Origin of the sequence: Curtobacterium sp. BH-2-1-1 (assembly GCF_001806325.1) — a bacterium.
In the GTDB taxonomy this organism is placed as follows: Bacteria; Actinomycetota; Actinomycetes; order Actinomycetales; family Microbacteriaceae; genus Curtobacterium.
Map to the genome: position 1 here is coordinate 2878027 of NZ_CP017580.1, position 25380 is coordinate 2903406.

At 70.4% G+C, this 25380-nt stretch carries 25 protein-coding genes and 1 tRNA gene; 18 read left to right on the forward strand and 8 right to left on the reverse strand.

Annotation, left to right across the window (positions count from 1 at the left end; genetic code table 11):
* The gene (locus tag BJK06_RS13825; protein WP_083295269.1) at window positions 1–1029 is read left to right on the forward strand and encodes a UDP-N-acetylmuramate dehydrogenase; all 1029 of its coding nucleotides are present in this window, start codon (window positions 1–3) and stop codon (window positions 1027–1029) included.
* A 76-nt stretch (window positions 1030–1105) separates the two neighbouring features.
* Here BJK06_RS13825 and BJK06_RS13830 read toward each other — a convergent pair whose 3' ends face one another.
* Window positions 1106–2287, reverse strand: a complete 1182-nt coding sequence (locus BJK06_RS13830; RefSeq protein ID WP_070419490.1) for a pyridoxal phosphate-dependent aminotransferase — start codon at window positions 2285–2287, stop codon at window positions 1106–1108.
* Between the two features lie 181 nt (window positions 2288–2468).
* Between BJK06_RS13830 and BJK06_RS13835 the strand changes: the two genes are divergently transcribed.
* From BJK06_RS13835 to BJK06_RS18675, 6 genes are all read left to right on the forward strand, one after another.
* A tRNA-Trp gene (locus tag BJK06_RS13835) sits at window positions 2469–2541 on the forward strand.
* Between the two features lie 35 nt (window positions 2542–2576).
* Entirely contained in the window at window positions 2577–2840 is a 264-nt protein-coding gene (gene secE, locus BJK06_RS13840) for a preprotein translocase subunit SecE (RefSeq protein WP_370871658.1), read from the forward strand.
* Between the two features lie 119 nt (window positions 2841–2959).
* Window positions 2960–4009, forward strand: a complete 1050-nt coding sequence (gene nusG, locus BJK06_RS13845) for a transcription termination/antitermination protein NusG (protein WP_070418373.1) — start codon at window positions 2960–2962, stop codon at window positions 4007–4009.
* A gap of 142 nt (window positions 4010–4151) precedes the next feature.
* Window positions 4152–4583 (forward strand): 50S ribosomal protein L11, encoded by a 432-nt coding sequence (gene rplK, locus BJK06_RS13850; protein WP_022906459.1) that lies wholly within the window; start codon window positions 4152–4154, stop codon window positions 4581–4583.
* A gap of 88 nt (window positions 4584–4671) precedes the next feature.
* Window positions 4672–5361, forward strand: a complete 690-nt coding sequence (rplA, locus tag BJK06_RS13855) for a 50S ribosomal protein L1 (protein ID WP_070418374.1) — start codon at window positions 4672–4674, stop codon at window positions 5359–5361.
* A gap of 87 nt (window positions 5362–5448) precedes the next feature.
* Entirely contained in the window at window positions 5449–6057 is a 609-nt protein-coding gene (locus BJK06_RS18675) for a Pr6Pr family membrane protein (RefSeq protein ID WP_156794870.1), read from the forward strand.
* On the opposite strand, the gene BJK06_RS13865 is transcribed toward BJK06_RS18675, so the two are convergent.
* A complete protein-coding gene (locus BJK06_RS13865) occupies window positions 6054–6773 on the reverse strand; it encodes a YqaJ viral recombinase family protein (protein ID WP_070418376.1) in 720 nt (239 codons plus the stop codon). The two genes, BJK06_RS18675 and BJK06_RS13865, sit on opposite strands and share 4 nt — an antisense overlap.
* A 73-nt stretch (window positions 6774–6846) precedes the next feature.
* Entirely contained in the window at window positions 6847–8058 is a 1212-nt protein-coding gene (locus tag BJK06_RS13870) for an ROK family transcriptional regulator (RefSeq protein WP_070418377.1), read from the reverse strand.
* Between the two features lie 145 nt (window positions 8059–8203).
* Between BJK06_RS13870 and BJK06_RS13875 the strand changes: the two genes are divergently transcribed.
* The 6 genes from BJK06_RS13875 to BJK06_RS13900 all read left to right on the forward strand — a co-directional run bounded on the left by BJK06_RS13875 (window position 8204) and on the right by BJK06_RS13900 (window position 14711).
* Window positions 8204–8950: a sugar phosphate isomerase/epimerase gene (locus BJK06_RS13875; protein ID WP_070418378.1), complete on the forward strand. Its 747-nt coding sequence runs from the start codon at window positions 8204–8206 to the stop codon at window positions 8948–8950.
* On the forward strand, window positions 8947–10104 hold the full coding sequence (locus BJK06_RS13880) for a Gfo/Idh/MocA family protein (RefSeq protein ID WP_070418379.1): 1158 nt from the start codon (window positions 8947–8949) through the stop codon (window positions 10102–10104). The genes BJK06_RS13875 and BJK06_RS13880 overlap by 4 nt, the downstream gene beginning before the upstream one ends.
* A gap of 92 nt (window positions 10105–10196) precedes the next feature.
* Window positions 10197–11498, forward strand: coding sequence for an ABC transporter substrate-binding protein (locus tag BJK06_RS13885; protein ID WP_070418380.1), 1302 nt, complete (start codon window positions 10197–10199; stop codon window positions 11496–11498).
* Between the two features lie 262 nt (window positions 11499–11760).
* Window positions 11761–12756, forward strand: coding sequence for a carbohydrate ABC transporter permease (locus BJK06_RS13890; RefSeq protein WP_092386365.1), 996 nt, complete (start codon window positions 11761–11763; stop codon window positions 12754–12756).
* A complete protein-coding gene (locus BJK06_RS13895; protein WP_070418381.1) occupies window positions 12749–13588 on the forward strand; it encodes a carbohydrate ABC transporter permease in 840 nt (279 codons plus the stop codon). Before BJK06_RS13890 ends, BJK06_RS13895 begins: the two co-directional genes overlap by 8 nt.
* Before the next feature lie 190 nt (window positions 13589–13778).
* On the forward strand, window positions 13779–14711 hold the full coding sequence (locus BJK06_RS13900) for a hypothetical protein (RefSeq protein WP_070418382.1): 933 nt from the start codon (window positions 13779–13781) through the stop codon (window positions 14709–14711).
* A 157-nt stretch (window positions 14712–14868) separates the two neighbouring features.
* On the opposite strand, the gene BJK06_RS13905 is transcribed toward BJK06_RS13900, so the two are convergent.
* From BJK06_RS13905 to BJK06_RS13925, 5 genes are all read right to left on the reverse strand, one after another.
* Window positions 14869–15543 (reverse strand): ABC transporter ATP-binding protein, encoded by a 675-nt coding sequence (locus tag BJK06_RS13905; protein WP_070419492.1) that lies wholly within the window; start codon window positions 15541–15543, stop codon window positions 14869–14871.
* A 140-nt stretch (window positions 15544–15683) separates the two neighbouring features.
* Complete coding sequence (locus BJK06_RS13910; protein ID WP_070418383.1) at window positions 15684–17222, reverse strand: ABC transporter permease; 1539 nt, start codon at window positions 17220–17222, stop codon at window positions 15684–15686.
* A gap of 87 nt (window positions 17223–17309) precedes the next feature.
* Window positions 17310–18038: a glycosyltransferase family 2 protein gene (locus tag BJK06_RS13915; RefSeq protein WP_070418384.1), complete on the reverse strand. Its 729-nt coding sequence runs from the start codon at window positions 18036–18038 to the stop codon at window positions 17310–17312.
* Window positions 18035–19393, reverse strand: a complete 1359-nt coding sequence (locus BJK06_RS13920; protein ID WP_258027644.1) for a PIG-L family deacetylase — start codon at window positions 19391–19393, stop codon at window positions 18035–18037. Before BJK06_RS13920 ends, BJK06_RS13915 begins: the two co-directional genes overlap by 4 nt.
* Window positions 19390–20463: a hypothetical protein gene (locus BJK06_RS13925; RefSeq protein WP_070418386.1), complete on the reverse strand. Its 1074-nt coding sequence runs from the start codon at window positions 20461–20463 to the stop codon at window positions 19390–19392. The genes BJK06_RS13920 and BJK06_RS13925 overlap by 4 nt, the downstream gene beginning before the upstream one ends.
* A gap of 105 nt (window positions 20464–20568) precedes the next feature.
* Between BJK06_RS13925 and BJK06_RS13930 the strand changes: the two genes are divergently transcribed.
* From BJK06_RS13930 to BJK06_RS13950, 5 genes are all read left to right on the forward strand, one after another.
* Window positions 20569–21309 carry a response regulator transcription factor gene (locus tag BJK06_RS13930; RefSeq protein WP_031274250.1) on the forward strand — a complete coding sequence of 247 codons (741 nt, stop codon included), beginning with the start codon at window positions 20569–20571 and terminating at the stop codon, window positions 21307–21309.
* A 10-nt stretch (window positions 21310–21319) separates the two neighbouring features.
* Window positions 21320–22939 carry a cell wall metabolism sensor histidine kinase WalK gene (locus BJK06_RS13935; RefSeq protein ID WP_070418387.1) on the forward strand — a complete coding sequence of 540 codons (1620 nt, stop codon included), beginning with the start codon at window positions 21320–21322 and terminating at the stop codon, window positions 22937–22939.
* Window positions 22940–23208: 269 nt separating this feature from the next.
* Complete coding sequence (gene rplJ, locus BJK06_RS13940; RefSeq protein ID WP_070418388.1) at window positions 23209–23724, forward strand: 50S ribosomal protein L10; 516 nt, start codon at window positions 23209–23211, stop codon at window positions 23722–23724.
* 51 nt (window positions 23725–23775) lie between these two features.
* Entirely contained in the window at window positions 23776–24159 is a 384-nt protein-coding gene (gene rplL / locus BJK06_RS13945; protein WP_022907351.1) for a 50S ribosomal protein L7/L12, read from the forward strand.
* Between the two features lie 280 nt (window positions 24160–24439).
* Window positions 24440–25357, forward strand: coding sequence for a hypothetical protein (locus tag BJK06_RS13950; protein ID WP_070418389.1), 918 nt, complete (start codon window positions 24440–24442; stop codon window positions 25355–25357).
* Window positions 25358–25380 lie beyond the last annotated feature (23 nt).

Sequence of the window (25380 nt, forward strand, 5' to 3'; positions counted from 1 at the left end):
GTGACGGAGTCGGTCCTCGCCGACCTCACGACGCTGCGCGTCGGTGGTCCCGCGGCGCGGCTGCTCACGGCGTCGACCACCGACGAGCTCGTCGCGCACGTCACGGCGGCGTGGGACGACGACGAGTGGCTGGTCCTCGGCGGCGGCAGCAACCTGCTCGTCGCCGACGACGGCTTCGACGGCACCGTCGTGCTCGTGCGCACGACGGGCATCGAACACGACGCCGACGACGACGGCGTCACCGTCCGCGTCGCGGCCGGCGAGCCGTGGGACGCGTTCGTCGCCACGACGGTCGAGAACGGGTGGACGGGCCTGGAGGCGCTGAGCGGCATCCCGGGCACCGTCGGCGCCGCCCCCGTGCAGAACATCGGCGCCTACGGGGTCGAGCTGTCCGACGTGCTCACCCGGATCGAGTTCCTCGACGCGTCGACGGGGGAGCGCGCGTGGGTCCCAGCGGCCGAGCTGGCGCTCGGCTACCGCACCTCGACCCTCAAGCACGGACGGCGCGGTGCCGTGCTGACGGTCGAGTTCCGGCTCGGCACCGTCCGAGGCGCCGGGGTCCCGGTCCGCTACGCCCAGCTCGCCGGGTCGCTCGGTGTCGAGCTCGGGGCGTTCGTCGAGCCGGCGACGGTGCGGTCTGAGGTCCTGCGGCTCCGGGGGTCCAAGGGCATGGTCCTCGACGCGGACGACCACGACACGTGGAGCGCGGGGTCGTTCTTCACGAACCCGATCGTGTCCGCCGCCTTCGCCGAGACCCTGCCGGCCGAGGCGCCGCGCTGGCCGGCGGGCGACGACGTCAAGCTCAGCGCCGCGTGGCTCATCGAGCACGCCGGCGTCCACCGCGGGTACGCCGTCCCCGGGTCCCGCGCGGCGATCTCGTCGAAGCACACACTCGCGCTGACGAATCGCGGGGGAGCGACCGCCGCCCAGGTGGCCGAACTCGCCCGCTACGTCCAGGTGACCGTCCTGAACCGCTTCGGTGTCTCGCTCGTGCCGGAACCCGTCGTGGTGGGCGACCTGCTCGCCTGAGCCGAGCCGCGCCTCCTGGCCCGCGACGCGCAACGGCCCACCTCGACGAGGTGGGCCGTTCCGCATTGACGGGTGACTACGCGAAGAACTTCGCGAGCCGCGCGACGCCCTCGGCGATGTCGTCGTCACCGAGCGCGTACGACAGGCGGAGGTAGCCGGAGGGGCCGAACGCCTCACCGGGGACGACCGCGACCTCGGCGTGCTCGAGGATGAGGTCGGCGAGCTCGAGCGTCGTGGTCGGAGTCGAGCCGGCCCACTCGCGGCCGAGGAGCGCCGTGACGTCGGGGTAGACGTAGAAGGCGCCGTGCGGGGTCGGCGTGACGAAGCCCGGGATCGCGTTCAGACCCGCGACGATCGCCTGCCGACGGCGGTCGAAGGCCTCGCGCATGGCCGTGACGGGTTCCTGCGGGCCGGTCAGCGCGGCGATCGCGGCGCGCTGCGACACGTTCGACACGTTGCTCGACAGGTGCGACTGCAGGTTCGACGCCGCCTTGACCGCGTCGGACGGTCCGATGAACCACCCGACACGCCACCCGGTCATCGCGTACGTCTTCGCGACGCCGTTGACGAGGATCGTCGTGTCGGCGAGGGCCGGGACCGCTTCGAGGATGCCGGTGAACCGCACGCCGTCGTACACGAGGTCCTGGTAGATCTCGTCGCTGATGACCCAGATGCCGTGCTCGAGCGCCCACTCGCCGATGGCCTTCGTCTGCTCGGCGGTGTACACCGAGCCGGTCGGGTTCGACGGCGAGCAGAACAGCAGCGCCTTGGTCTTCGGGGTGCGGGCGGCCTCGAGCTGGTCGACCGTGACGAGGTAGTCCTGGTCGCTGCCGGCGAAGACCTCGACGGGGACGCCCCCGGCGAGCCGGATGGCCTCGGGGTAAGTGGTCCAGTACGGCGCCGGCAGGAGGACCTCGTCGCCGTCGTCCACGATCGTCTGGAACGCCTGGTAGACGGCCTGCTTGCCGCCGTTCGTGACGATCACCCGGGCGGGGTCGACGGTGATGCCGGACTCGCGGGCGGTCTTCTCGGCGATCGCCTGCTTGAGCTCGGGCAGGCCGGTCGCGGGCGTGTACCGGTGGTTCTTCGGGTCCTGCGCTGCCTGCACGGCGGCGTCGACGACGTGCTGCGGCGTGGCGAAGTCCGGCTCGCCCGCGGCGAACGAGATGACCGGGCGGCCGACGGCCTTGAGCGCCTTGGCCTTCGCATCGACCTTGAGCGTCGCGGACTCGGCGATCGCGGCGATGCGGGACGCGATGCGCGGCCGATCGGTGGTCGCGGCAGCGGGGTGGGCGGTGGACTCGGGGCCTGGGGCTTCGGTGCTCACGGGGCCCAGCCTACCGGCGCGGCACGCCGGAGCATCCGTCAAGTGGACACCGTGTGACGGACTCCCGTACACTCGACCACCGGAACACGGATCGGTGACGAACCGTGTCCGAAGGGCGGTGGCTCAATTGGTAGAGCAGCGGTCTCCAAAACCGCAGGTTGCAGGTTCGAGTCCTGTCCGCCCTGCACATCTGGAAGGGTAGAAGTTGGCGAGCAAAGACATGGAGACGACGGCGGATGACGTCGTCGCCAAGGCGAAGCAGGACCGGGCCGAGCGCCGTGGTCCGTTCGCTGCCATCGTGCTCTTCATCCGTCAGGTCCTCGGCGAACTCCGCAAGGTGGTCACGCCGACCCGCAAGGAGCTCTTCAGCTACACGGGCGTCGTCCTGGTTTTCGTCGTCGTGATGATGATCCTGGTGTCGGTCCTCGACTTCGTGTTCGGACTCGGCGTCGGGTACGTGTTCGGCAACGGGCCGACGGCCTGAGCCGGACGCCGGCTGTCCTGACCGCTCGCGGACAGGAGTACGGTCGCCCGAGACGGCGCCGGTCGTGAACCGATCCGCCCGCCAACCCGATCCGCATCACCGAACGGAAAGATTCGACAGTGTCTGACAACTCCCGCGACGACATCGACCTCGCCACGGCTGCCGAGCAGTCCTCCGAAGTCGAGGAGAACCAGGAAGGCGACGTCGAGACCGGCGAGGAGCGTTCGGCCGAGTCCGCCGAAGAGCGAGCCATCGAGATCGAGGACGAGAACGACGAGTCCCTCGGCCTGAGCGACGAGCCCGACGACGGCACCGTCGACGCCGGCATCGACGAGGCGCTCACCGCGCTGGCCGAGTCGCGCGACCCCGAGGCCGACGCCGTCGTGGACGACGCGCTCGAGATCGACACCGCCGACGAGGCCGAGGCCGCCGTCGAGGCAGTCGAGGACGAAGAAGAGGTCGAGCTGGAAGAGGAGACCGCGGCCGAGGCCAACGCGACCCTCGCCGCCGATGAGGCCCTCGACGCTGAAGAAGCCGAAGAAGAGGCCGAGGTCGACCCGTACGAGGCCTTCAAGGCCGAGCTGCGGATGAAGCCGGGCAAGTGGTACGTCATCCACTCCTACGCGGGCTTCGAGCGCCGCGTGAAGTCGAACATCGAGAACCGCATGGTCTCGATGTCGATGGAGGACTACATCTACCAGGTCGAGGTCCCGATGGAGGACGTCGTCGAGATCAAGAACGGGCAGCGCAAGCTGGTCACCCGCGTCCGGATCCCCTCGTACGTGCTCGTCCGCATGGACCTCAACGAGGACTCGTGGTCCGTCGTCCGGCACACCCCGGGTGTCACCGGCTTCGTCGGCAACGCCCACAACCCGACGCCGCTCCGCTTCGACGAGGCGTTCGGCATGCTGAAGTCCCTGGTCCAGGTGGCCGAGGCCGCTCCGACCAAGGGCGGCGCGAAGGGCTCCGGCGGCGCACAGTCCCAGCCGGCGGCCGAGGTCGACTTCGAGATCGGCGAGACGATCACCATCAAGGAAGGCTCGTTCGCGGGTCTCCCGGGGTCGATCTCCGAGATCAAGCCGGAGAGCGGCAAGCTCACGGTCCTCGTCTCGCTGTTCGAGCGCGAGACCCCGGTCGAGCTCAGCTTCGACCAGGTCACCAAGCTGTAGTCCAACCCGATCATCGGGTAGACTCAACGAGTTTGGCCCCGCACGCTTCGTGCGTGCGGGGCTTCACCGCGGTCCGGAACGGCCGGGCCAGCGGGAGAGTGCACGGATCCCCGTGCGTTCGATTCCAGGAGGAAGACAAGTCATGGCACCGAAGAAGAAGGTCACGGGCCTGATCAAGCTGCAGATCAACGCGGGCGCCGCCAACCCGGCCCCGCCGATCGGTCCGGCGCTCGGTCAGCACGGCGTCAACATCATGGAGTTCTGCAAGGCGTACAACGCGGCGACCGAGTCGCAGCGTGGCAACGTCGTGCCGGTCGAGATCACCGTCTACGAGGACCGTTCGTTCACGTTCGTCCTCAAGACCCCGCCGGCGGCAGAGCTGATCAAGAAGGCCGCGGGTGTGCAGAAGGGTTCCGCGACCCCGCACACGGTCAAGGTCGCGAAGATCTCGATGGACCAGGTCCGTCAGATCGCCGAGACCAAGCAGGCCGACCTGAACGCCAACGACATCGAGCAGGCCGCGAAGATCATCGCCGGCACCGCTCGCTCGATGGGCATCACGGTCGAGGCGTAAGCCCCACCTGCTCAGGCACACAACCGAACACCCTTCCGTGGGAGAGCCGCGCCGGCTCGTCAACCACGTAGCTCCCAAGGAGAACACCATGGCGAAGAAGTCCAAGGCCTACCAGGCCGCGGCCGCGAAGATCGAGGCCGACAAGTTCTACACCCCCACCGAGGCAGTCGCCCTCGCGAAGGAGACCGGTTCCACCAAGACCGACTCCACCGTCGAGGTCGCCCTCAAGCTCGGTGTCGACCCGCGCAAGGCGGACCAGATGGTCCGTGGCACGGTCATCCTGCCGCACGGCACGGGCAAGACCGCCCGCGTCATCGTCTTCGCGGTCGGCGCAGCGGCTGAGGCCGCCATCGCCGCCGGCGCCGACGAGGTCGGTGGCGACGAGCTCATCGCGAAGGTCGCCGAGGGCTACACCGCCTTCGACTCCGCCGTCGCGACGCCGGAGCTCATGGGCAAGGTCGGTCGTCTCGGTAAGGTGCTCGGCCCGCGTGGCCTCATGCCGAACCCGAAGACCGGCACCGTGACCCCGAACGTGGCGCAGGCCGTCAACGACATCAAGGGCGGCAAGATCGAGTTCCGCGTCGACAAGCACGCCAACGTGCACTTCGTCGTCGGCAAGGCCTCGTTCACGCCGGAGCAGCTCGACGAGAACATCTCGACCGCGCTCGAGGAGATCAACCGCCTCAAGCCGAGCGCCTCGAAGGGCCGCTACATCATGAAGGGCGCCGTCTCGACGACCTTCGGCCCGGGCATCCCGCTCGACGTCAACAGCATCTGATCCACTGATCAGTCTCGGAAGGACCCGCACCGCTCCCGGTGCGGGTCCTTTCGCGTACCCGGCGCGGTGTGCCGGTAGCGTGGCCTGGTGCGCACCCTCGTGAACTCGCTCCGGCTGCTCGCGGTCATCGCCGTCGTGGCCGCCATCGTCGGGCAGTGGCTGGTCAGCTCGAAGCTCCCGAGCTACAACCCGTGGAACTTCTTCGGCTACTTCACGATCCAGTCGAACATCATCATCGCGTTGGCATTCGCCGTGACCCTCGTCGCGGCGGCCCGCCGGAAGCGCGGGGACCTGCGCGTGAGTCTGTTCCGCGGCGCGGCGACGGTGTACATCGCGACGACCGGGATCGTCTACAACACCCTGCTCACCGGGGTCGACGTGTCGGCGAACGTGCAGTGGTCGAACGACATCCTGCACAAGGTCCTCCCGGCGTACGCGGTGCTGGACTGGCTGCTGTTCTCCGACCGATCGAAGCTCCTGCTCCGGCACGTGTGGTGGTTCCTGATCTACCCGGCCGTCTGGACGATCGTGGTGCTCGTCCGCGGCGCGACGGACGGATGGGTGCCGTACCCGTTCCTGAACCCCGACCTGGGCTACGGCGTCGTGGCGCTGTACTGCCTCGGGGTGGCGGTGTCGATCGTCCTGCTCGGCGTGCTCGTCATCGGGATGAGTCGCCTGCGGATCGTGAAGGTCTAGCTCCGGAAGTCGCGCAGCCGGTCGAGCACGAGGTCGGCGAGCTGGATCAGCCCGCGGATCTGGTCGTCGTCGCGGTCGACCCACCGGCACTCGGGCTCGTCGGCGACCGGCACGAAGCCGTCGTGGCGTTCCCAGACGAACAGGGTGCGGTCGGCACCGAGCACGTACTGCTGCCACCAGATCTGGCGGAGGTAGTGCCGGGGGATGCTCCGCCAGCCCTTGCCGGTGGTCTTGATCTCGGCGAGGACGACCCGCGACGAACCGTCGACACCGACGCCGTCCGGGGTCGCGAGGTGGGCGCGGTTGGTGGCGGCGTGGAACAGGTGTGCGGACGGCTGGATGCCGTGCGTCGCGGCGACCCAGGCGGCGATGACCGGTTCGCGTTCCTTGCCGTGCTCCGTGTACGAGTTGCCGGAGAACCGCGAGCCGTACCGCTTGTCGGTGACGACCGCGTCGACGGCGCGCAGCGAGGCGAGCCGGGCGACGTCGGTGGCGGTGATGCCCATGGCGCGGGCGCGGAGCCACGCGACGCGGTCGGAGGAGTGCGCGACGATGCGCTCGGTGTGCCCGCGGAGCGCGGTGAACGCGTCGTGGACGACGGGGCCCGATGCCGTGGAGCCAGCCACGGATGCGACCGACACCGGCGTGCCGGGGGCGGGTTGCGCCTCCAGGCCGGGGTCCAGGTCGCCCCACAGGGTGGGCTGCACGATCGTCACCCGTCGATTCTCTCCCCACGCACCGACGAGACGAAACCGACGCACCGGCGGACCCACGGACGCGACGCACCGGTCAGGAGACCAGCTGGCGCCCCTCGGCGAACGTCACCAGCTCGTCGACCCCCGCGGGTGAGAGCGCGTACCCGATGGCGAGCGCCGCCGCCCCCTGGAGCGCCGCGAGCGACCCCGCCCGCGACTGCGCGATCACCAGGTGTTCCGTGGCGAGGGGCATGGAGCGGGAGTAGACGACCTCGCGGACCCCGGCGAGGAGGTGCTCCCCGGCCTGGGTGATCGATCCGCCGAGCGCGATGACCGACGGGTTCATGAGCGAGACGCACGTGGCGAGGACCTCGCCGATGTCACGTCCGGCCTGGCGCACCGCCTGGATGGCGTCGAGGTCCGACCGGTTGACGAGTTCGAGGACGTCCGCGCTGGAGTGCACGTCGTGCCCCTTCGTGCGGAGTCGTCGGGCGATCGCCGGACCGGAGGCGACGGCCTCGAGGCACCCGGTGTTCCCGCAGTGGCACGGCACGTCACCGGCGCTCGAGACCCGGACGTGACCGATGTCACCCGCGGTGCCCTGCGCGCCGCGCTGGAGCTCGCCGTCCGAGACGATCCCGGAGCCGATGCCGGTGGCGACCTTGACGAAGAGCAGGTGGTCGACGCCCGGCCAGCCGTGCTCGCGCTCCCCGAGTGCCGCGATGTTCACGTCGTTGTCGAGCAGGACGTGGGCGGCGATGTGCGCGCGCAGCCATCCGGGCACGTCGAAGCCGTCCCAGCCCGGCATGATCGGCGGGTTCGCGGGGCGTCCGGTGGAGAACTCGACCGGCCCCGGGACGCCGATGCCGATCGCGATGACGTCGTCCCGGGCGCGGCCGACCTCGTCGAGGAGCGCGTCGATCGTCTCGACGAGCCACGACAGGGTGGGGACCGGGCCGGCAGCGATGTCGATGCGTGCTTCGCGGGTGGCGAGCGGCTCGGCGACGAGGTCGGTGACGGCGACGCGGCCGTGGGAGGCCCCGAGGTCGGCGGCGATGACCAGGCGTGCGCGGGGCATCAGCGCCACCTGCGCAGGCGGGCGTCCGCCCGTGGACGCCGCGGTGTCCACGGGTCCGACGAGCCCGACCTCGATGAGGGCATCGAGGCGCACGCCGATCGTGGAGCGCGCGAGTCCCGTCAGGCTGGCGAGCTCGGCCCGGGTCCGCGGCACGCCGTCGCGGAGGATCTGGAAGAGCTCGCTCGTCCCGACCGGAGGCGACGCTGCCGTCCGGTTCAAGTCGACCATGTGGGGGAGTGAAGCACACATCGAACGCGCCACGCAACGAAGTTCGTCGAAGAACCACGAACTTCTGCTTGACCGCCGACAAAAGTGGTCATAGTGTGACGCTCGGTCGACGTCGACCACACCATCTCGACGAGGAGAACCCCTGGTGACCCAACTGCTCTCGGTCCAGCTCTACACAGTCCGCGACGCCCTCGCTGCCGATCTGCCCGGCACGCTGCAGCGCATCGCCGACATCGGCTACACGAACGTCGAGGCATTCGGCTTCGTCGACCGCGCCGAGGCGCTGCGCGATGCCCTCGCCGCGGCCGGACTGCAGAGCCCGAGCGGCCACGCCCGCCTCCTCGACGCCGGCGAGCAGGACCTCGAGCAGATCTTCCACGCGAGCGTCACCGTCGGCCTCACGACCCTGATCGACCCGCACATCGACGAGGCCCGCTGGACCACCCGCGAGGACGTCGAGGCCATCGCCCGCGAGCTGAGCGCCCTCGCTCCCCGTGCCGCGGACCACGGTCTCACTCTCGGCTACCACAACCACGCGTTCGAGTTCTCGAACCGCATCGACGGCGTCTCCGCCTACGAGGTCTTCGCCGACGCGCTCTCCGACGACGTCGTGCTCGAACTCGACACCTACTGGGTGAAGGTCGGCGGCGACGACCCGGTGGCGATCATCGGCAAGTACGGCGACAAGGTCCAGTTCCTGCACGTCAAGGACGGCGACGGTTCGCACGACGACAAGAAGCAGGTCGCCGTGGGCAACGGTGTCATGCCGATCCGCGAGATCATCGCCGCGGCGCCGGACGCGCTGCACGTCGTCGAGCTCGACGGCCACGAGGGCGACGTCTTCCAGGCCGTCACCGACTCCTACACGTTCCTCGAGGGGGCCCGCGCATGACCGACACCACCACCGCGACCGACACGCAGGTCGACGCCACCGAGACCACCCGCACCGGCCCGGTCGGCGTCGGCGTCATCGGCGCCGGGGTCATCTCGGACCAGTACCTCTCGAACCTCACGGTCTTCCCCGACGTGACGGTCCACTTCATCGCCGACATCGACCTGCCCCGCGCAGCGGCACAGGCGGAGAAGTGGGGCGTCGCCGGATCCGGCACGGTCGAGGAGCTCCTCGCGAACGACGACATCGAGATCGTCGTCAACCTGACCATCCCGGCCGCCCACGTCGAGGTCGCCCTGCAGGCCCTCGCCGCCGGCAAGCACGTCTGGGGCGAGAAGCCCTACGCCCTCGACCGTGCGAGCGCCGCCGAGCTGCGCGACGCCGCCCGTGCCGCCGGCAAGACCGTCAGCGTCGCTCCGGACACGTTCCTCGGCGCCGGGCTCCAGACCGCGCTGCGCACCATCCGCGACGGTCGCATCGGCACCCCGCTCAACGGCCTGACGCTCTTCCAGAGCCCCGGCCCGGAGTCGTGGCACCCGAGCCCCGAGTTCCTCTTCGCGTACGGCGCGGGCCCGCTGTTCGACATCGGCCCGTACTACATCACGACCCTCGTGCAGGCGTTCGGCCCCGTGAAGAAGGTCACCGCGACCGCGTCGAAGTCCCGCGCGACCCGCACCATCGGCTCCGGCCCGAAGGCGGGCACCGAGTTCCCGGTCGAGGTCCCGACGAACCACTCGGCCCTCATCGAGTTCGAGAACGGCGGCAGCGCGCAGAGCGTCTTCTCGTTCGAGTCCGACCGCGGCCGCACCGGCTTCGTCGAGATCGCGGGCGAGACCGGCACGGTCGTGTTCCCCGACCCGAACAACTTCGACGGCGACACCGAGCTGTACGCACTCGGTTCCGAGGAACCCGAGACGATCCCCGCCGTGGGGTCCACCTACTCGCGCGGCACCGGCGTGGTCGACCTGGCCCGCTCGCTCCGTGCAGGAGAGGAGAACCGGGTCCCCGGTGCCCTCGCCTTCCACGTCCTCGACGTGATGGTCTCCATCGCCGAGGCAGCCGAACGTGGTGAGGCGGTGCTCGTGGAGAGCACCGTCGCACCCTCCCCGACCCTCCCCGAGGGCTGGGACCCCGCGGCGTCGACCCTGGCCTGACCGGCCGGAGCGGCACCGCACACACAGCAGCACCCGACAGCACGACCAGTACCACCCCCTGCACCATCTCAACGACGAGAAAGTAGAGAGTCATGCGCACTGCCATCCGCGCACTGGCCATCACCGCGGCCGCGGCACTCACCGTGACCGGCCTCGCAGCCTGCTCCTCCGGAGGCTCCGGTTCGTCCGGCGACTCCAAGACGCTCACCTACTGGGCGTCCAACCAGGGCACGTCGCTCCAGAACGACAAGGAGGTGCTGACCCCCGTCCTCAAGAAGTTCACCAAGGAGACCGGGATCAAGGTCGACCTCCAGGTCATCGGCTGGAACGACCTGCAGAACAAGATCCAGACCGCCGTCACCTCGGGCCAGGGCCCGGACGTCGTCAACATCGGCAACACCTGGGCGACCTCGCTCCAGGCCACCGGCGCCTTCCAGGAGTTCGGTGACTCGGAGATGAAGGCGATCGGCGGGTCCGACAAGTTCGGCAAGGTCGCGCTCTCGACCGGTGGCGCGCCCGGCAAGACCGTCACGAGCGTCCCGCTCTACGGCCTCGCCTACGGCCTGTACTACAACAAGAAGATGTTCTCGGACGCCGGCATCGAAGCGCCGACCACGTGGGAGGACCTCACCGCCGACGCGAAGAAGCTCACCTCGGGTGACAAGTACGGTTTCACCATCGCCGGTGGCTCGTACACCGAGAACTCGCACTTCGCGTTCATCACCTCCGCCCAGAACGGCGGCGAGTGGTTCGACAAGGACGGCAAGCCGACCTTCACCCAGAAGGCGAACGTCGACGGCATCAAGCGCTACCTCGACCTGATGCAGTCCGACAAGGTCGTCAACCCGTCGAACGCGCAGTACGACAACGGCACCCAGGCCGTCTCGGACTTCGCGAACGGCAAGGCCGCGATGATGCTCACGCAGAACAACGCGAACGCGACCATCACGTCGCAGGGCATGAAGACGGACGAGTTCGGCGTCGTGCCGTTCCCGACCACCGCTGACGGTCAGGACATCGCGTCCTTCCCGGCCGGCATCAACCTGTCGATCTTCAAGAACACGAAGAACAAGGACGGCGCGCTCAAGTTCGTCAAGTACATGACGAGCGCGGACACGCAGACGACGCTCGACAAGCCGTACTCGGCGCTGCCGGTGCTCGCCGCGGCTGCTGACTCGGTCACCGACGAGCAGACGAAGACGTTCCTCGACATCTACAACAACAAGGCGAAGCCGCTCCCGCTGGTGCCCGCCGAGGACCAGTTCGAGTCCACGGTCGGCAAGGCGATGAACGACATGTTCGCCAAGATCGCGACCGGTTCCACCGTCTCGGACAGCGACATCAAGTCGGCGCTCCAGACCGCCCAGGACCAGGTGTCCCAGGCCGCTGGTTGATCCGCCCAGGAGGCCCGGGTCGCGTCCGCAAGGACGCGTCCGGGCCTCCACCCCTCAGGTCTACGGCCCCTCCCGCTCCGGGACGGTCGTTTCCAGACCCCTCAGGTCCACGGCCCCGCCCACGTCGAGCCCGCGACCTGCGGTTCCGCACCCGGCCACACGCCGGGGGTGAGCCGATCGGCTCACGCATGCCGCGCCTCCCGACCGCTGCCACGGTCCGCGCGAAGCACCCGATCCCCCTCCTGCCGAAAGGCCCCCGCTCATGTCCACCTCGGTCCTGCCCGACTCCGAGCGCATCGACCTGACCCACACGAAGGGCCCGACCACGTCGGGCCGTCCGCCCGGTCGGAAGCGCAAGGGACACTGGCTGCCCTACGCGCTCGTCGCGCCCGCCATCCTCTTCGAGCTGCTGATCCACATCGTGCCGATGCTCACCGGCATCTGGATCTCGTTCATCCAGCTCACCAAGTACTTCATCGCCAACTGGGGTGCCGCACCGTTCGCGGGGCTGCGCAACTACTCGGTCGTCATCGACTTCGACCAGGCGATCGGCAAGGGCGTCCTGAACTCGTTCCTCATCACGTGCGGCTTCACGGTCCTCGTGGTCGGGCTCTCGTGGACCTTCGGCATGGCCGCCGCGGTCGCGCTGCAGAAGCCGTTCAAGGGCCGCGGTCTGTTCCGCACGCTCTTCCTCGTGCCGTACGCGCTGCCGATGTACGCCGGCATCATCACCTGGAAGTTCATGTTCCAGCGTGACTCCGGTGCGATCAACCACATCCTCGTGGACCAGCTGCACCTGTTCAACGGCACCGGGCCGTTCTGGCTGATCGGCTCGAACGCCTTCGTCTCGGTCGTCGTCGTGGCGATCTGGAAGACCTGGCCGTTCGCGTTCCTCATGCTCATGGCCGGCCTGCAGTCCGTGCCGAACGACGTGTACGAGGCGGCCTCGGTCGACGGCGCGAAGCCCTTCCGCCAGTGGCGCTCGATCACGCTGCCGATGGTGCGCCCGGTCAACGTGACGCTCGTGCTCGTGATGTTCCTCTGGACGTTCAACGACTTCAACACGCCGTTCGTGCTGTTCGGCTCGACCGCCCAGCCCCCGGCGGCGGACCTGCTGAGCTTCCACATCTACAACGCGTCCTTCATCACCTGGAACTTCGGCTCCGGTGCCGCGATGAGCGTCCTGCTCCTCATCTTCCTGCTCATCGTCACCGGCATCTACCTCGCCGTGACCAACCGGAGGTCCGTCCGTGCGTGAGACATTCGGCGCCAAGTCCTTCAAGGTCGTGACCCTGGTCGTCCTGACCCTGTTCACGGTCGTCCCGCTCTACGTGATGATCACCACGGCCATCAAGCCGCTCGGTGACGTGCAGAACGACTTCACGTGGATCCCGACGAACATCACCATCCAGCCGTTCATCGACATGTGGTCGACGGTCCCGCTCGGCAAGTACTTCATCAACTCGCTCGTGGTCTGCACGGTCGCGACGGTGTTCTCGCTGATCATCGCGACCTTCGCCGCCTACGGTGTCTCGCGCTGGAACTTCAAGGGCAAGAGCACCTTCACCACCGCGGTGCTCTCCACCCAGATGTTCCCCGGCGTGCTGTTCCTGCTCCCGCTGTTCCTCATCTTCACGAACCTCGGGAACGCGCTCGGCATCCAGCTGGTCGGCAGCTGGACCGGCCTGATCATCACCTACCTGACGTTCACGCTCCCGTTCTCGATCTGGATGCTCGCGGGCTACTTCGAGACCATCCCGCGTGAACTCGACGAGGCCGCGATGGTCGACGGCTCCGGCCCGATGGGTGCCCTGTTCCGGGTCATCCTGCCCTCGGCGCGTCCGGGTCTGGTCGCGGTCGGCATCTACTCGTTCATGACGGCGTGGGGCGAGGTGCTCTTCGCCTCGGTCATGACGAACGGCGACGGGCAGACGCTGGCCGTCGGTCTGCAGCAGTACTCCACACAGACGAACGTGTACTGGAACCAGATCATGGCGGCGTCCCTCGTCGTCTCGATCCCGGTCGTGATCGCGTTCCTCATCGTGCAGCGGCAGTTCGTGGCCGGCCTGACGGCCGGTGCGGTGAAGTAGGCGGGACCGCCTGACGGGAGGCGCGGTGCGGGTCCGACCCGCACCGCGCCTCCCGTCCGTGCGTGCGCTGGTGTGCGGGTGCGTGCGCCGGCAGCGAGACTCGGCCGGGCGGACGCTTTCGCGTCCGTGAGGCCACGAAGGTGTCCGCCGGGGCGAGACTCGGCGGACGGAATCCGGACAGGATGGGACCATGAGCGAGCCACGCGGGCGGCAACTGCTGCCGGGACAGACCAGCCGGGTGCACATGTACGACGTCGAGAGCCGGACGAGCCGGCTCGTGTTCGAGTCGAGCTCGGTGCTCGTCGAGGCGCCGAACGTGCTGGCCGACGGCACCCTCGTGCTGAACGGGAACGGCGACCTCTGGCTGCTGCGGCCCCCTGCCGACGGCGACGCCGTGCTCGACGAGACCGCCCTCGTGCGCGTCCCGATGCCCGGCGTCCCCGAGATCAACAACGACCACGTGCTCGACCCCTCGGGCAACTCCGTCGTGGTGAGCGCCCGCGACGGGGACCTGTACCGGGTGCCGGTGCCGGCCGGGGGAGCGGCGGCGACCCTCACCGACGTCACCACCGCGCTGCCGGTCGTCCGGAAGTTCTACCTGCACGGCATCGCGCCCGACGGCGAGACCCTCGCGGCGATCGTCGGGGAGCGCACCGAGGAGGGCGTCTGGACCACCGACGTCGCCCTCGTCGACCCGGCCACCGGGGACCCGACGTTCCTGACCCGCGACGAGCACCCCGACGACGGCGTCTCGTTCGCGGGCGACATGCTCGTGTGGAACTCGGAGCGGTTCACGCCGGGCACCGCGCAGCTCGTCGCCCTCTGGCCCGGGGCGACCGACCCGGTCCGGATCACGAACGACGACCGGGTGAACTGGTTCCCGCACGTCTCGCCGGACGGTGCCCACCTGCTCTACCTGTCGTACGAGCCCGGCGTGCAGGGCCACCCCGCCGACCACCGCGTGGAGCTCCGGCTCCTGCCCGGCTCGCTCGTGCGCGGCGCCCGGATCGCCGTCCAGCCGGAGACCCTCGTCACGCTCGAGGGCGGGCAGGGGACCGTGAACGTGCCGCCGTGGTCGCCGGACTCGCGCTGGTTCGCGTACTGCGACTACCCGGCGGCGTAGCGCCCGGCGCCGGCGCGCACCGCCGGGCGCCGGGCGCCGCGAGTTCACGCGCTGAGCGACAGTTCACGCGCTCGGTGGCCCGTGAACTGTCGCTCAGCGCGAAACACCGGCGGAGCAGCGGCCCCGGCGGCCCCGGCGGCCCCGGCGGCCGGCCCGCCTACACCTCGCGCACCTGGCCCTGCTTGATGTGCAGGCGGCGCTCGGCCCGCTTCGCCACCCACGAGTCGTGCGTGACGATGACCACGGTGAGCCCGCGCTCCTTCCACTGCTTCTCGATGAGGCCCATGATCTCGTCACGGGTCGCCTCGTCGAGCGCACCGGTCGGCTCGTCCGCCAGCAGCACGCTCGGGTTCTTGACCAGCGCCCGCGCGATGGCCACGCGCTGCTGCTGCCCGCCGGACAGCTCCGCGGGCAGGTGGTCGAGCCGTTCGCCGAGGCCGACCTCCCGGAGCGCCGCGGTCGCCCGGTCGCGGATCTCCGACCGCGACCGGTTCGCGAGGGATCCGGCGAACGCGGTCTCGACGTTCTCCAGCGCCGTCAACGTCGGGATGAGGTTGAAGCTCTGGAAGACGAACCCGATCTCGGTCGCCCGCAGGTTCGTCAGCGCCCCGTCCCCGAGCTTCGCCACGTCCTGGTCACCGAGGAGCACGCTGCCGGCACTCGGACGGTCGAGCGCGCCGAGCATCTGCAGCAGGGTCGACTTGCCGCCGCCGGTCGGCCCCTGGATCGCGACGAGCTGCCCCTGCGGGATGGTCAGGTCGACGTTCGTCAGCGCGGTGACGGTCCGGTTCTTCTGCTTGTACGTCTTGCTCACGTTCTTCAGGGCGTAGATCGGCCTGGAGGCGCGGCTCGCCTCCGCAGCGGAGGGCGCGGTGTCGATGCTGGTCACGGGGGCTCCTGTCGGTTCCGGTGTCGATGCGGTGCTGTCGCGGCCGGCGACGACGGGGGTCGCGCCGGTGGTCGGCCCGGGCATCAGGCCACGCTCCGCAGGGCCTCGGCCGGACGGAGCCGGCTCGCCCGCCAGCCGCCGAGTGCGCCGGCGATGAGGCCGCCGAGCACGGCGAGGCCGATGGCGAGCAGGATCACCTCGACGGTGACGGGGGCGTGCAGGACGACGTCGGTCGTCGAGGCCGTGCTCGCACCGCCGCCGCCGAACCCACCGGCGGGGGCACCACCGGTCGTGCCGCTGCCGGCCGCCGCCGTCGCCGCGCCGCCGGGCATCCCGCCGCCGCCCATGCCGCCGCGGTTCGTCGTGGACGAGGCGCTCGCCGAGATCGTCGGGGAGATGACGTTCACGACGAGGATGCCGATGAGTCCAGCGGCCGCACCGATCACGCCGCCGATGATGCCCTGGACGAGGGACTCGCCGGCGACCTGGCGCGTGATGCGGCCGTTCGACCAGCCGATCGCCTTGAGGGTGCCGAACTCCCGCGTGCGTCGGGTGACGCCGGAGATCGTGAACAGGATGGCGATGAGGAACGCCGCCGCGAGGACGACGATCGACAGCCAGGTGCCGAGGTTCGACACGAGGCTCGAGGCGGTGCTCAGCGAGCCGGAGACGCTCGACGCGAGGTCGGCCTCGGTCGAGACGGTGGCGCTGGTGAGCTGCTTCTGCAGCGCGGACTTGATCGTGCCGACGTCCGACGAGGACGACGCCGAGACGTAGATCGAGGTGACCTTGCCGTCCAGGTCCGCCAGTGCCTGCGCGGTGTCCAGCGGGATGTACGTGTTCGAACCGGTGGTCGACGACGAACCGGTGGACGACACGATGCCGATGACCGAGAAGTCCTTCCCGCCGATCGAGACGGTGTCGCCGACGGCCTTCGACTCGCTCTTCGCGTAGGCGGCGTCGAGCACGACGACGTCCTTGCCCGCGTCCGCCGACGTGAACGCGCGACCCTTCGTGAGCTCGGTGCTCGTCAGCGGCCCGACGGTGTCACCGGACACCGGGATGCCCGTGACGGTGAACGAGTCGACGCTGAACGACCCGCCGCCGAAGCCGCCGCCGCCCTCGCCGCCGCTCGGCGGACCCTGCTGGGTCCCGGTGCCGCTGCTGTCGCTCGAGCTGCTGCTGCTGTCCGACTGCTGCTGCACCTGGCCCGAGAACGTGCTGTTCTCGAGGGTCAGGACACCGGTCGCGGCCTTCACTCCGCTCGTGCTCGTGACGGTCTGCACGTCCGACGCGCTGAGCGTGCTGGACCCGCGGGAGACGGCGAGCCGGGACTGCGACAGGTCGGTCGAACCACTGCCGCTGCCGGAGCTGCCCTGGCTGCCGAAGTCGAAGCTCGGACGTCCGGTGGCGGAGCCCGTCGGGGTCTCGGTCTTCGTCACGGTGATGTCAGTACCGACGCCGTAGACGGACTGCAGCACGCTCGCCTGCGCGGCCTTCACGCCGCCCGCGATCGAGGACACGATGACCACGAGGGCGATGGCGAGCGCCATGCCGATCGCGATGATGACGGTCTGCTTCTTGCGGTTCGTGAGTTCGCGCCTGAGGTAGGTCAGGAACATGGTTCTCCTCGGTGTTGGGGTCGAGGAGACCGTAGGGAGGCAGTCGATGAGCGGCGCTGCGGGATCCCAAGAACTTCCGATGAAGCCTCAGCTGGCGTCGCCGTACGTCCGGCGGAGGTGCTCGGCGTAGCCGCCCGGTGTCCGACCGTCGAACCGGCCGCTCGTCACCACGGGGAGGTCCGTCGTCGCACGCACGTCGAACCCGAGGGCTCGTGCACGCTCGACGAGCCGGACGTCCTCGTGCTCGGGCACCGGGTCGAAGCCGCCGATCGCCAGGCACACGTCCCCCCGCAGCCCGAGGTTCGCACCGTGCACGTGGCCGAGCGTCGACCCCGGCGGGTGCGCGTGCGTCCACCGGGCGAGGACCACGGGGTCGAGGTCGTCCGGGTCCGGGACCACGGCCCCCACCAGGACGTGCGCGCCGTCGGCGTGGGCCTCGACCTGCTGCACGAGCCAGCCCGGGTCGACGCGGGAGTCGGCGTCCGTGTGGGCCGTCCACCGCTCGGACGGCTCCGGTCCCGTCGCGAGGGCACGGGTGGTCCCGACGGCCCGTGCTCGTCCGACGCCGAGGTGCGCGGTCTCGACGACCTCGAGGGGGACCTCGGTCCAGAGCGGATCCGCGGCCGCCGCCGACCGGAGGACGAACGCCGTCCGGTCCGTGCACCCGTCCAGGACGACCACGACCGACACCTCGACGGTGGGGTGCGCTCGCCGCAGGACCCGGACCGCGTCGGCGAGGGCTTCGACGCAGCCGCCGATGCCGTCCTCCTCGTCGTGCGCCGGCACGACGACGTCGACGCGTGCGGGGAGCGTCACGGGGTCAGCCCTTCCGTCGTCGCGACGGAGACCACCGACGGACCGGGGAAGACGCTCAGGACGAAGTCCTCCTCGACGTGCCGGACGAGCGCGGGCCGCGGCCACCGCTCGGCGATCCGGGCGTCCACGGCGTCACCCGAGGTCACGGCGTCGTCGTCGGGGTGCCGCCAGTGACAGGCGACGAGGACACCGTCGTCGTCGAGGGAACCGAGCGCCCGGTCGATCGTGGCGTCGAGGTCCGCCGGCGACAGGTAGTACCCGACCTCGGACACCACGACGAGGTCCCATCGACCGTCCGGCCACTCCGACGGCAGCTCGGCCTGGACGAACCGGGCGGCCGGCGCACGCAGCCGGGCACGTTCCAGTGGTGCCGCGGCGATGTCGGTCCCGAGCACGGCGTCGGCGCGCTCGGTCAACGCGGCCGTCAGCACCCCCGTCGCGCAGCCGAGCTCGAGCGCGGACCGGTACCGCTCGCGGGGGAGCGCCGCCAGGGTCACGGCACGCTTCCGCCGTTCGTACCAGGAGCCCTCGAAGTCCCAGCCCTCCGGCTTCCGCTCGTAGTGGGCGTCGAAGGACTCCCGGGAGCGGGACGACTGCACCGCGGACACGGCGAAGAACCACTCGGTCGGCCGCAGGTGGTGCGCGGCGTGCCGGGCGTCGACGATCGCCTCGTCGCCCGGGGCCGGCGAGAGCGGCCGCGTCTGCGAGGGGTAGGCGTCGAGTGCGGCGCGCTTCCGGTCCAGGACCGCCGACGACAGCGCCAGCGACCGGGCCCGGTCCCAGGGCGCCGCGGGGTCGGACGGGTCGTCCCAGTGCCACGCCCAGATCGGGTACTCGAGCAGCTCCGCTCCCGGAGTGCCCGCGACGACGTCCGCGGCGACCTCGCCCGCGATGCGGTGGTCCCGGTGCCCGTCCCCACGCCACGGCGCGACGACGAGCACGGGACCGTCGACCGGCCCGACCCGCTCGGTGAGCGCCGCGCGGAGCACGTCCGGGTGCTCACGGAGCCCACCGTCCGGGACGTCCAGGACCGTCGCGCTCGCCGCGGGGGCGAGTGCCGCCAGCGCCGCCCGGAACTCGGCGTCCCGGATCGCCCGGAGCCGGTCGGGGGAGGTGCTCGGCGAGTCCGGGTGCGAGCCCTCGCCGCAGGTGACGAGCAGCACGTGCACGGGGACACCGGCGTCCGCGGCGGACGCGATCAGCCCGCCGGCGCCGAGGGTCTCGTCGTCGGGGTGCGGCGCGACGACCACGACCGCGGCGACCCCGTCGAGCCGCACCGGCAGCGAGGGCACCGACCGCAGGAAGGGCGTCCAGTCGGCGGGGTCGGTGCCCGGCTCGCGGTGGTCGAAGCTCACCACGCGACACCGCCGCGCTCGACGACGATGCGGCCGGTGCGGGCGAGGTCCCGAGCGCCGTGGTCCTGCAGCACGTAGAGCTCGAGGTCGGCGACGCGCGCGGCGACCGCCGGGTCCGAGGTCAGGGGAGCGGGGCCGATCGTCCGCACGACCCGCTCACGGACGGCGTCGACGGCCCGGCGGACCCGGGAGCGCACGACCTGGGCGAGCAGCGACCAGTCGTCGGAGGTCGGGGCGGACGCGTCGCCGGAGTCGGTGCCCGGGCCGTCGATCCGGGCTGCGGCGTCGGCGAGGGCGTCCTCGGCGTCGGCGAGGTCGGCGACCGTCGCGCCGAGGGCGGCCTGCAGCAGCTCGGACTCGGGCCGGGACACCACCAGGGAGCGGAGGACCCGGGCGAGTCCGACCGCGCCGCCCCACCAGCACGCCGCGACACCGATCCCGCCCCAGGCGAACCCCGGACGCGTGAGGTACCACCCGGGAGCGCCGACGGGCGTCGCGTGCACCCCGGCGAAGTCGACCGGGCCGCTCGGCACGTCCGGCATGCCACGGGCGACCCAGGCCTCGTCGTGCACCGTCACACCGTCCTGCCGGAGGTCCACCGCGAACAGCTGCCGGTCGTCCCCGACGTGGGCGGTGACGAGCGCGTTCGAGAGGCTCGACGCCAGGGAGCACCACGGCTTCGTGCCGTCGAGCGCGAACGAGCCGCCCGAGCCGCCCGACGTCGCCGTGAGCCGCAGCCCCGGGCCCTCGGCGGCGAACACGCCCCACGTCGACCCCTCCGGAGCGTCCACCCCGGCCTGCGCGAGGATGCCGAGCGCGTCGAGGTGCGGCTCGACCGTGCGCGAGAGGGCGACGTCCGCGGCCGCGACGGCAGCCAGAGCGGCGAAGGATCCACCGGCCGTCCCCGCGGACAGCAGCGGGGCCGTGGCGGCGACCGACCGCGCGAACGCGAGCCGGTCCGCCGGGGCCGCGCCGCGCCTCCCGGGACCGCCTGCGATCCGGGCGGACTCCTCGATGCGCGCGGTGTCGACGGATCGGGCGGAGGCCGGCCAGGCCGAGGATCGGAGCATGGCGCTCACGGTACGGAGCCGACGCCGAGTGCCTGCTCGGGAATCCACAGAGCGCCGAGGGGCGCTCCACAGACCGCTCATAGGAAACTCTCGATACTCGAAGACGTGACCATCTCCCAGCCTGCAGCAGCCCCGCGCCTCACGCGTGCCGACGGAACCCCGTTGCGCATCCTCGTCGTCGACGACGAGGCCAGCCTCACCGACCTCCTGTCCATGGCGCTCCGCTACGAGGGCTGGGACGTCAAGAGCGCGAACGGCGGTCAGGACGCGCTGAGCACGGCGCGCGAGTGGAAGCCGGACGCGATGGTGCTCGACGTGATGATGCCGGACCTCGACGGTCTGCAGGTGCTCAGCCGGCTGCGGCAGAACAACGACGACACCCCCGTGCTGTTCCTCACCGCCAAGGACTCCGTGGAGGACCGCGTCACCGGTCTCACCGCGGGCGGCGACGACTACGTCACGAAGCCCTTCTCCCTCGAAGAGGTCGTGGCGAGGCTCCGCGGGCTCATCCGTCGCTCCCAGATCTCGATCTCCGAGGCCGGCGACTCGCGCATCGTCGTGGGCGACCTGGTGCTCGACGAGGAGTCGTACGAGGTGTCCCGCGCCGGTCGGCCGATCGAGCTGACCGCGACCGAGTTCGAGCTCCTCCGCTTCCTGATGCGCAACCCGCGCCGCGTGCTGTCGAAGGCGCAGATCCTCGACCGCGTGTGGTCCTACGACTTCGGGGGCAAGTCCTCCGTCGTCGAGATCTACATCTCCTACCTGCGCAAGAAGATCGACGCGGGCGAGACCCCGATGATCCACACCGTGCGCGGCGTCGGGTACGTCATCAAGCCCACGTCCTGAGGTCGGTGCAGTGACCCTCCGTCGTCGGCTCGTCCTGAGCATCGTCGCGCTCGTCGTCGCCGTCAGCGCGGTCATCGGTGCCGGGAGCATCATCGCGCTCGCGTCCATCCAGACGGGCACGATCGACAGCCAGCTCTCGAAGGCGACCGACCGTGCGAGCACGAAGTTCGGCGAGGGACAGCAGAACCCGAACGGGCAGCGCCCGAACGACGACGCCCTGCAACCCCTCGGCCAGGCGGCCGGCACCCTCACCGCGTACTACTTCTCCGGTGGCGGCGCGGGCGGGATCGTCCTGACCGACAACAGCTCGCGGTTGCAGCTCACGACGACGCAGCTCGACCGCCTCGGCAATGTCAAGGTCGGCGTCGACCCGGCCACGATGGACCTCGGCGGATCGCTCGGCCGCTACCGCGTGGCCGCCGTGCAGGTCGACAACCCGGTGCTCGGCAACGCCGTCCTCGTGGTCGGACTCCCGATGTCACCCGTGTACGAGAGCGTTCGGTCGCTGCTGCTCGTCGTGATCATCGTCGTCGCGGCAGCGCTCGTCGCCGCGTCCGTCGTCGCCGCGGTCGTCGTCCGCCGGTCCCTGCGGCCGCTCGAACGGGTCGCCGAGACCGCCTCGACCGTCGCCCGCATGCCACTCGAGCGCAGCGACGCCCTGCAGGACGTCCGGGTGCCCGACACCGACCCCCGCACCGAGGTCGGCCGCGTCGGCAGTGCCTTCAACCGGATGCTCGGCCACATCGCCGGCGCCATGCAGGCCCGCGAGCGCTCGGAGCAGAAGGTCCGCCAGTTCGTCGCCGATGCGTCGCACGAACTGCGGACGCCCCTGGCATCGGTCCGTGGGTACGCCGAGCTCACCCGCCGGATGGGTGCGGACCTGCCGAAGGACGTCGTGTACGCGATGAGCCGGATCGAGTCCGAGTCGAAGCGCATGACGAGCATGGTCGAGGACCTGCTGCTGCTCGCCCGACTCGACGAGGGCCGCGAGATCCAGTTCGACGACGTGGACCTCACCGGGCTCGTGCTCGACGCGGTGAACGACGCGCACGCGGCATCGCCGGACCACCCGATCGAGGTGGACGTCCCGTCGACCCCGGTGACGGTGGTGGGCGACGCCGCGCGCCTGCACCAGGTGATCGTCAACCTCGTCACCAACGCCCGGACCCACACCCCGGACGGCACCCGCATCACCGTGGGGCTCGCGCCGTCGGCCTCGGGGACCGGCGTGGACCTGACCGTGCGGGACACCGGGCAGGGCATCGACCCGGAGTTCCTGCCGAAGCTGTTCGAGCGGTTCGCCCGCGCCGACAGCTCCCGCTCGCGCACCGCGGGGTCGACGGGGCTCGGGCTCGCCATCGTGGACGCGGTCGTGCAGGCGCACGGCGGGTCCGTGGACGTGACGAGCGAGCCGGGGGACACCGTGTTCACGGTGCACCTGCCGTCGGAGCGGCCGGCGGCCGGCGCGGCGTCGGCCGCGGCGTCGTCCGCGGCTGCGGTCGGCGCTGCGCCGTCCGCTTCCGCTTCCGCTCCCGCTCCCGCGTCCGCTTCCTCGTCCGCTTCCGCTTCCGCTTCCTCGTCCGCGTCCGACGACTGGTCGGCGACCCCGGTCCCGTCCGCCACCGACTGACGGACGGGAGGCGCGGTGCGGGCCGGCACCGCGCCTCCCGTCCGACGGTTGGTCGCGACCGTCGTGCCGTGCTACAGTTCTCGAAGCCAAAGACCGCCGGTTGTCGTGCTGCTCGCAGTGCGAACGAAGGTCCTCACTCATGAGGCAGCCCGCGCAGGTGTTCCGAACCACTCCTTCCGTTCGCGGGGGAGCAGCTCCGAGCCTCTGCGCCGGAGCTTTTTTCATGTGGTGGGGTCCTGGGGCTGCCGGCAAGAACCCCAAGGAGAACCATGGCGAACAAGGAAGCTGCGGTCGCCGAGCTCACGGAGTCCTTCCGTAGCTCGAACGCCGTTCTGCTCACCGAGTACCGCGGTCTCACGGTCGCGCAGCTCAAGGAGCTCCGCAACTCGATCCGTGAGCACGCCACGTACGCCGTGGTGAAGAACACGCTGACCAAGATCGCGGCGAACAACGCCGGCATCTCGTCGTTCGACGACGAGCTCGCCGGTCCGTCCGCTCTCGCCTTTGTCCACGGTGACACCGTCGCCGTCGCGAAGTCGCTGCGTGCATTCGCCAAGGCGAACCCCGAGCTCGTGGTGAAGGGTGGTTACTTCGACGGTAACCCGCTCTCCGCGACCGAGGTGGACAAGCTCGCCGACCTCGAGTCCCGTGAAGTCCTGCTCGGCAAGCTCGCCGGCGCCTTCAAGGCCTCGCTGTTCGGTGCTGCGTACCTGTTCCAGGCCCCCCTCTCGCAGGCCGTCCGCACCGTGGACGCCCTTCGCGAGAAGCAGGAGTCCGCGGCCTGATCAGGCTCGCGTTCCACAACCACACGATCTAGCTAGTAGTAGGAGAAAATCATGGCGAAGCTTTCGCAGGACGAGCTCATCGAGGCCTTCAAGGAGCTCACGCTCATCGAGCTCTCGGACTTCGTGAAGAAGTTCGAAGAGGTCTTCGAGGTCACCGCGGCCGCCCCGGTCGCCGCTGCCGCTCCGGCTGCCGCCGGCGCCCCGGCCGAGGCCGCTGAGGAGAAGTCGGAGTTCGACGTCGTCCTCAAGTCCGCTGGTGACAAGAAGATCCAGGTCATCAAGGAGGTCCGTGGCCTGACGTCGCTCGGCCTCGGTGAGGCCAAGGCGCTCGTCGAGACCGCCGACGCCAAGATCCTCGAGGGTGTCAACAAGGAGACGGCCGACAAGGCGAAGGAGGCCCTCGAGGCCGCCGGCGCCACGATCGAGCTCGCGTAGTCTCGACCGTTCGGTCACGAAGGCCGCTGCCCCTCGGGGCAGCGGCCTTCGTCGCGTGCGGGGGGCTTGCGGCGGCCGGCGCTGCGGGGCGTTTCCGCGAAAGCGACACTCTGCCTTCGGATGCACGCGCCAATGTGTCGCTTCGGCGGCACCGTCGTCGCGACTCAGCTGTGAAGTGTCGCTTTGGTCACATGAGCGGGGCAGGCCAGGAGGCACGGCACCTGTCCACAGATCGGCGCAGGACCGCCTCCACGCGCGTCCAAGACGACAAGGTGCCGTCATGCACCCTGCGAACGCGATCGAACTGTTCCGTACGACCCGGCTCGACCGAGCGGCCGGTCGACACCTCCAACGCCGGCGCGCCGCGGACGAGCTGGTGCGGGTCCGCCACGGCGTGTACGTCGAACGGGCTGCATGGGATGCGCTCGACGGTCGGTCACGGCACCTCGTCCGCATGCGCTCGGCCATCCCGTTGCTCCGCCCGGGCGCCGTGTTCGCCTTCGAGTCAGCGGCCGCCGTGCACGGTCTGCCGAGGATCGACCCGTGGACCACTCGCGTCCGAGCGATGGTGCCGTCGCTCGACCACGACGTGCACCGCGTCGACCTGACGCTGCACGCCGGCACCACGCTGCGGTCCGGACGTCTGTTCTGGGGTGTCCCGTACGCCTCGCTCGCAGCGACCACGATCGAGATCGCCCGTCGCGGCTCACTCTCCGCCGCCGTCGTGGCCATCGACCACGCGCTCCGTCGGGGGGAGCAGCTCGTCGAGCTGCAACGCCTCGCGTCGGAGGCCGGACCGTGGGGCTCCTCGCGGCTCGAGCACGCCTTCGCGATCGCCGACGTGCGCCACGAGTCGGTCGGGGAGTCCTACTTCGCGGCCCGCGCCGCAGAGCTCGGATGTCCCGACCTCGAACCGCAGCACGAGTTCGTCCACGCAGACGGAACGGTGGATCGGGTCGACTTCTGGCTTCCGCGGCAGGGCATCGTGATCGAGTTCGACGGGCGCCAGAAGTACGAGGACCCGCGCATGCTCGGCGGTCGGGACCCGCACGATGTCCTCTGGGCCGAGAAGCGCCGCGAAGATCGCATCCGGTCCCGACGCGAGGTGCACGGCGTCGTCCGCGCGGACTGGTCACACCTGATCGACCCTGAGCGCTTGCGGGCGCTGTTCCGCACGCACGGCGTTCCGTGTCGATGACCGCGACGCCTGTGATCACCCGC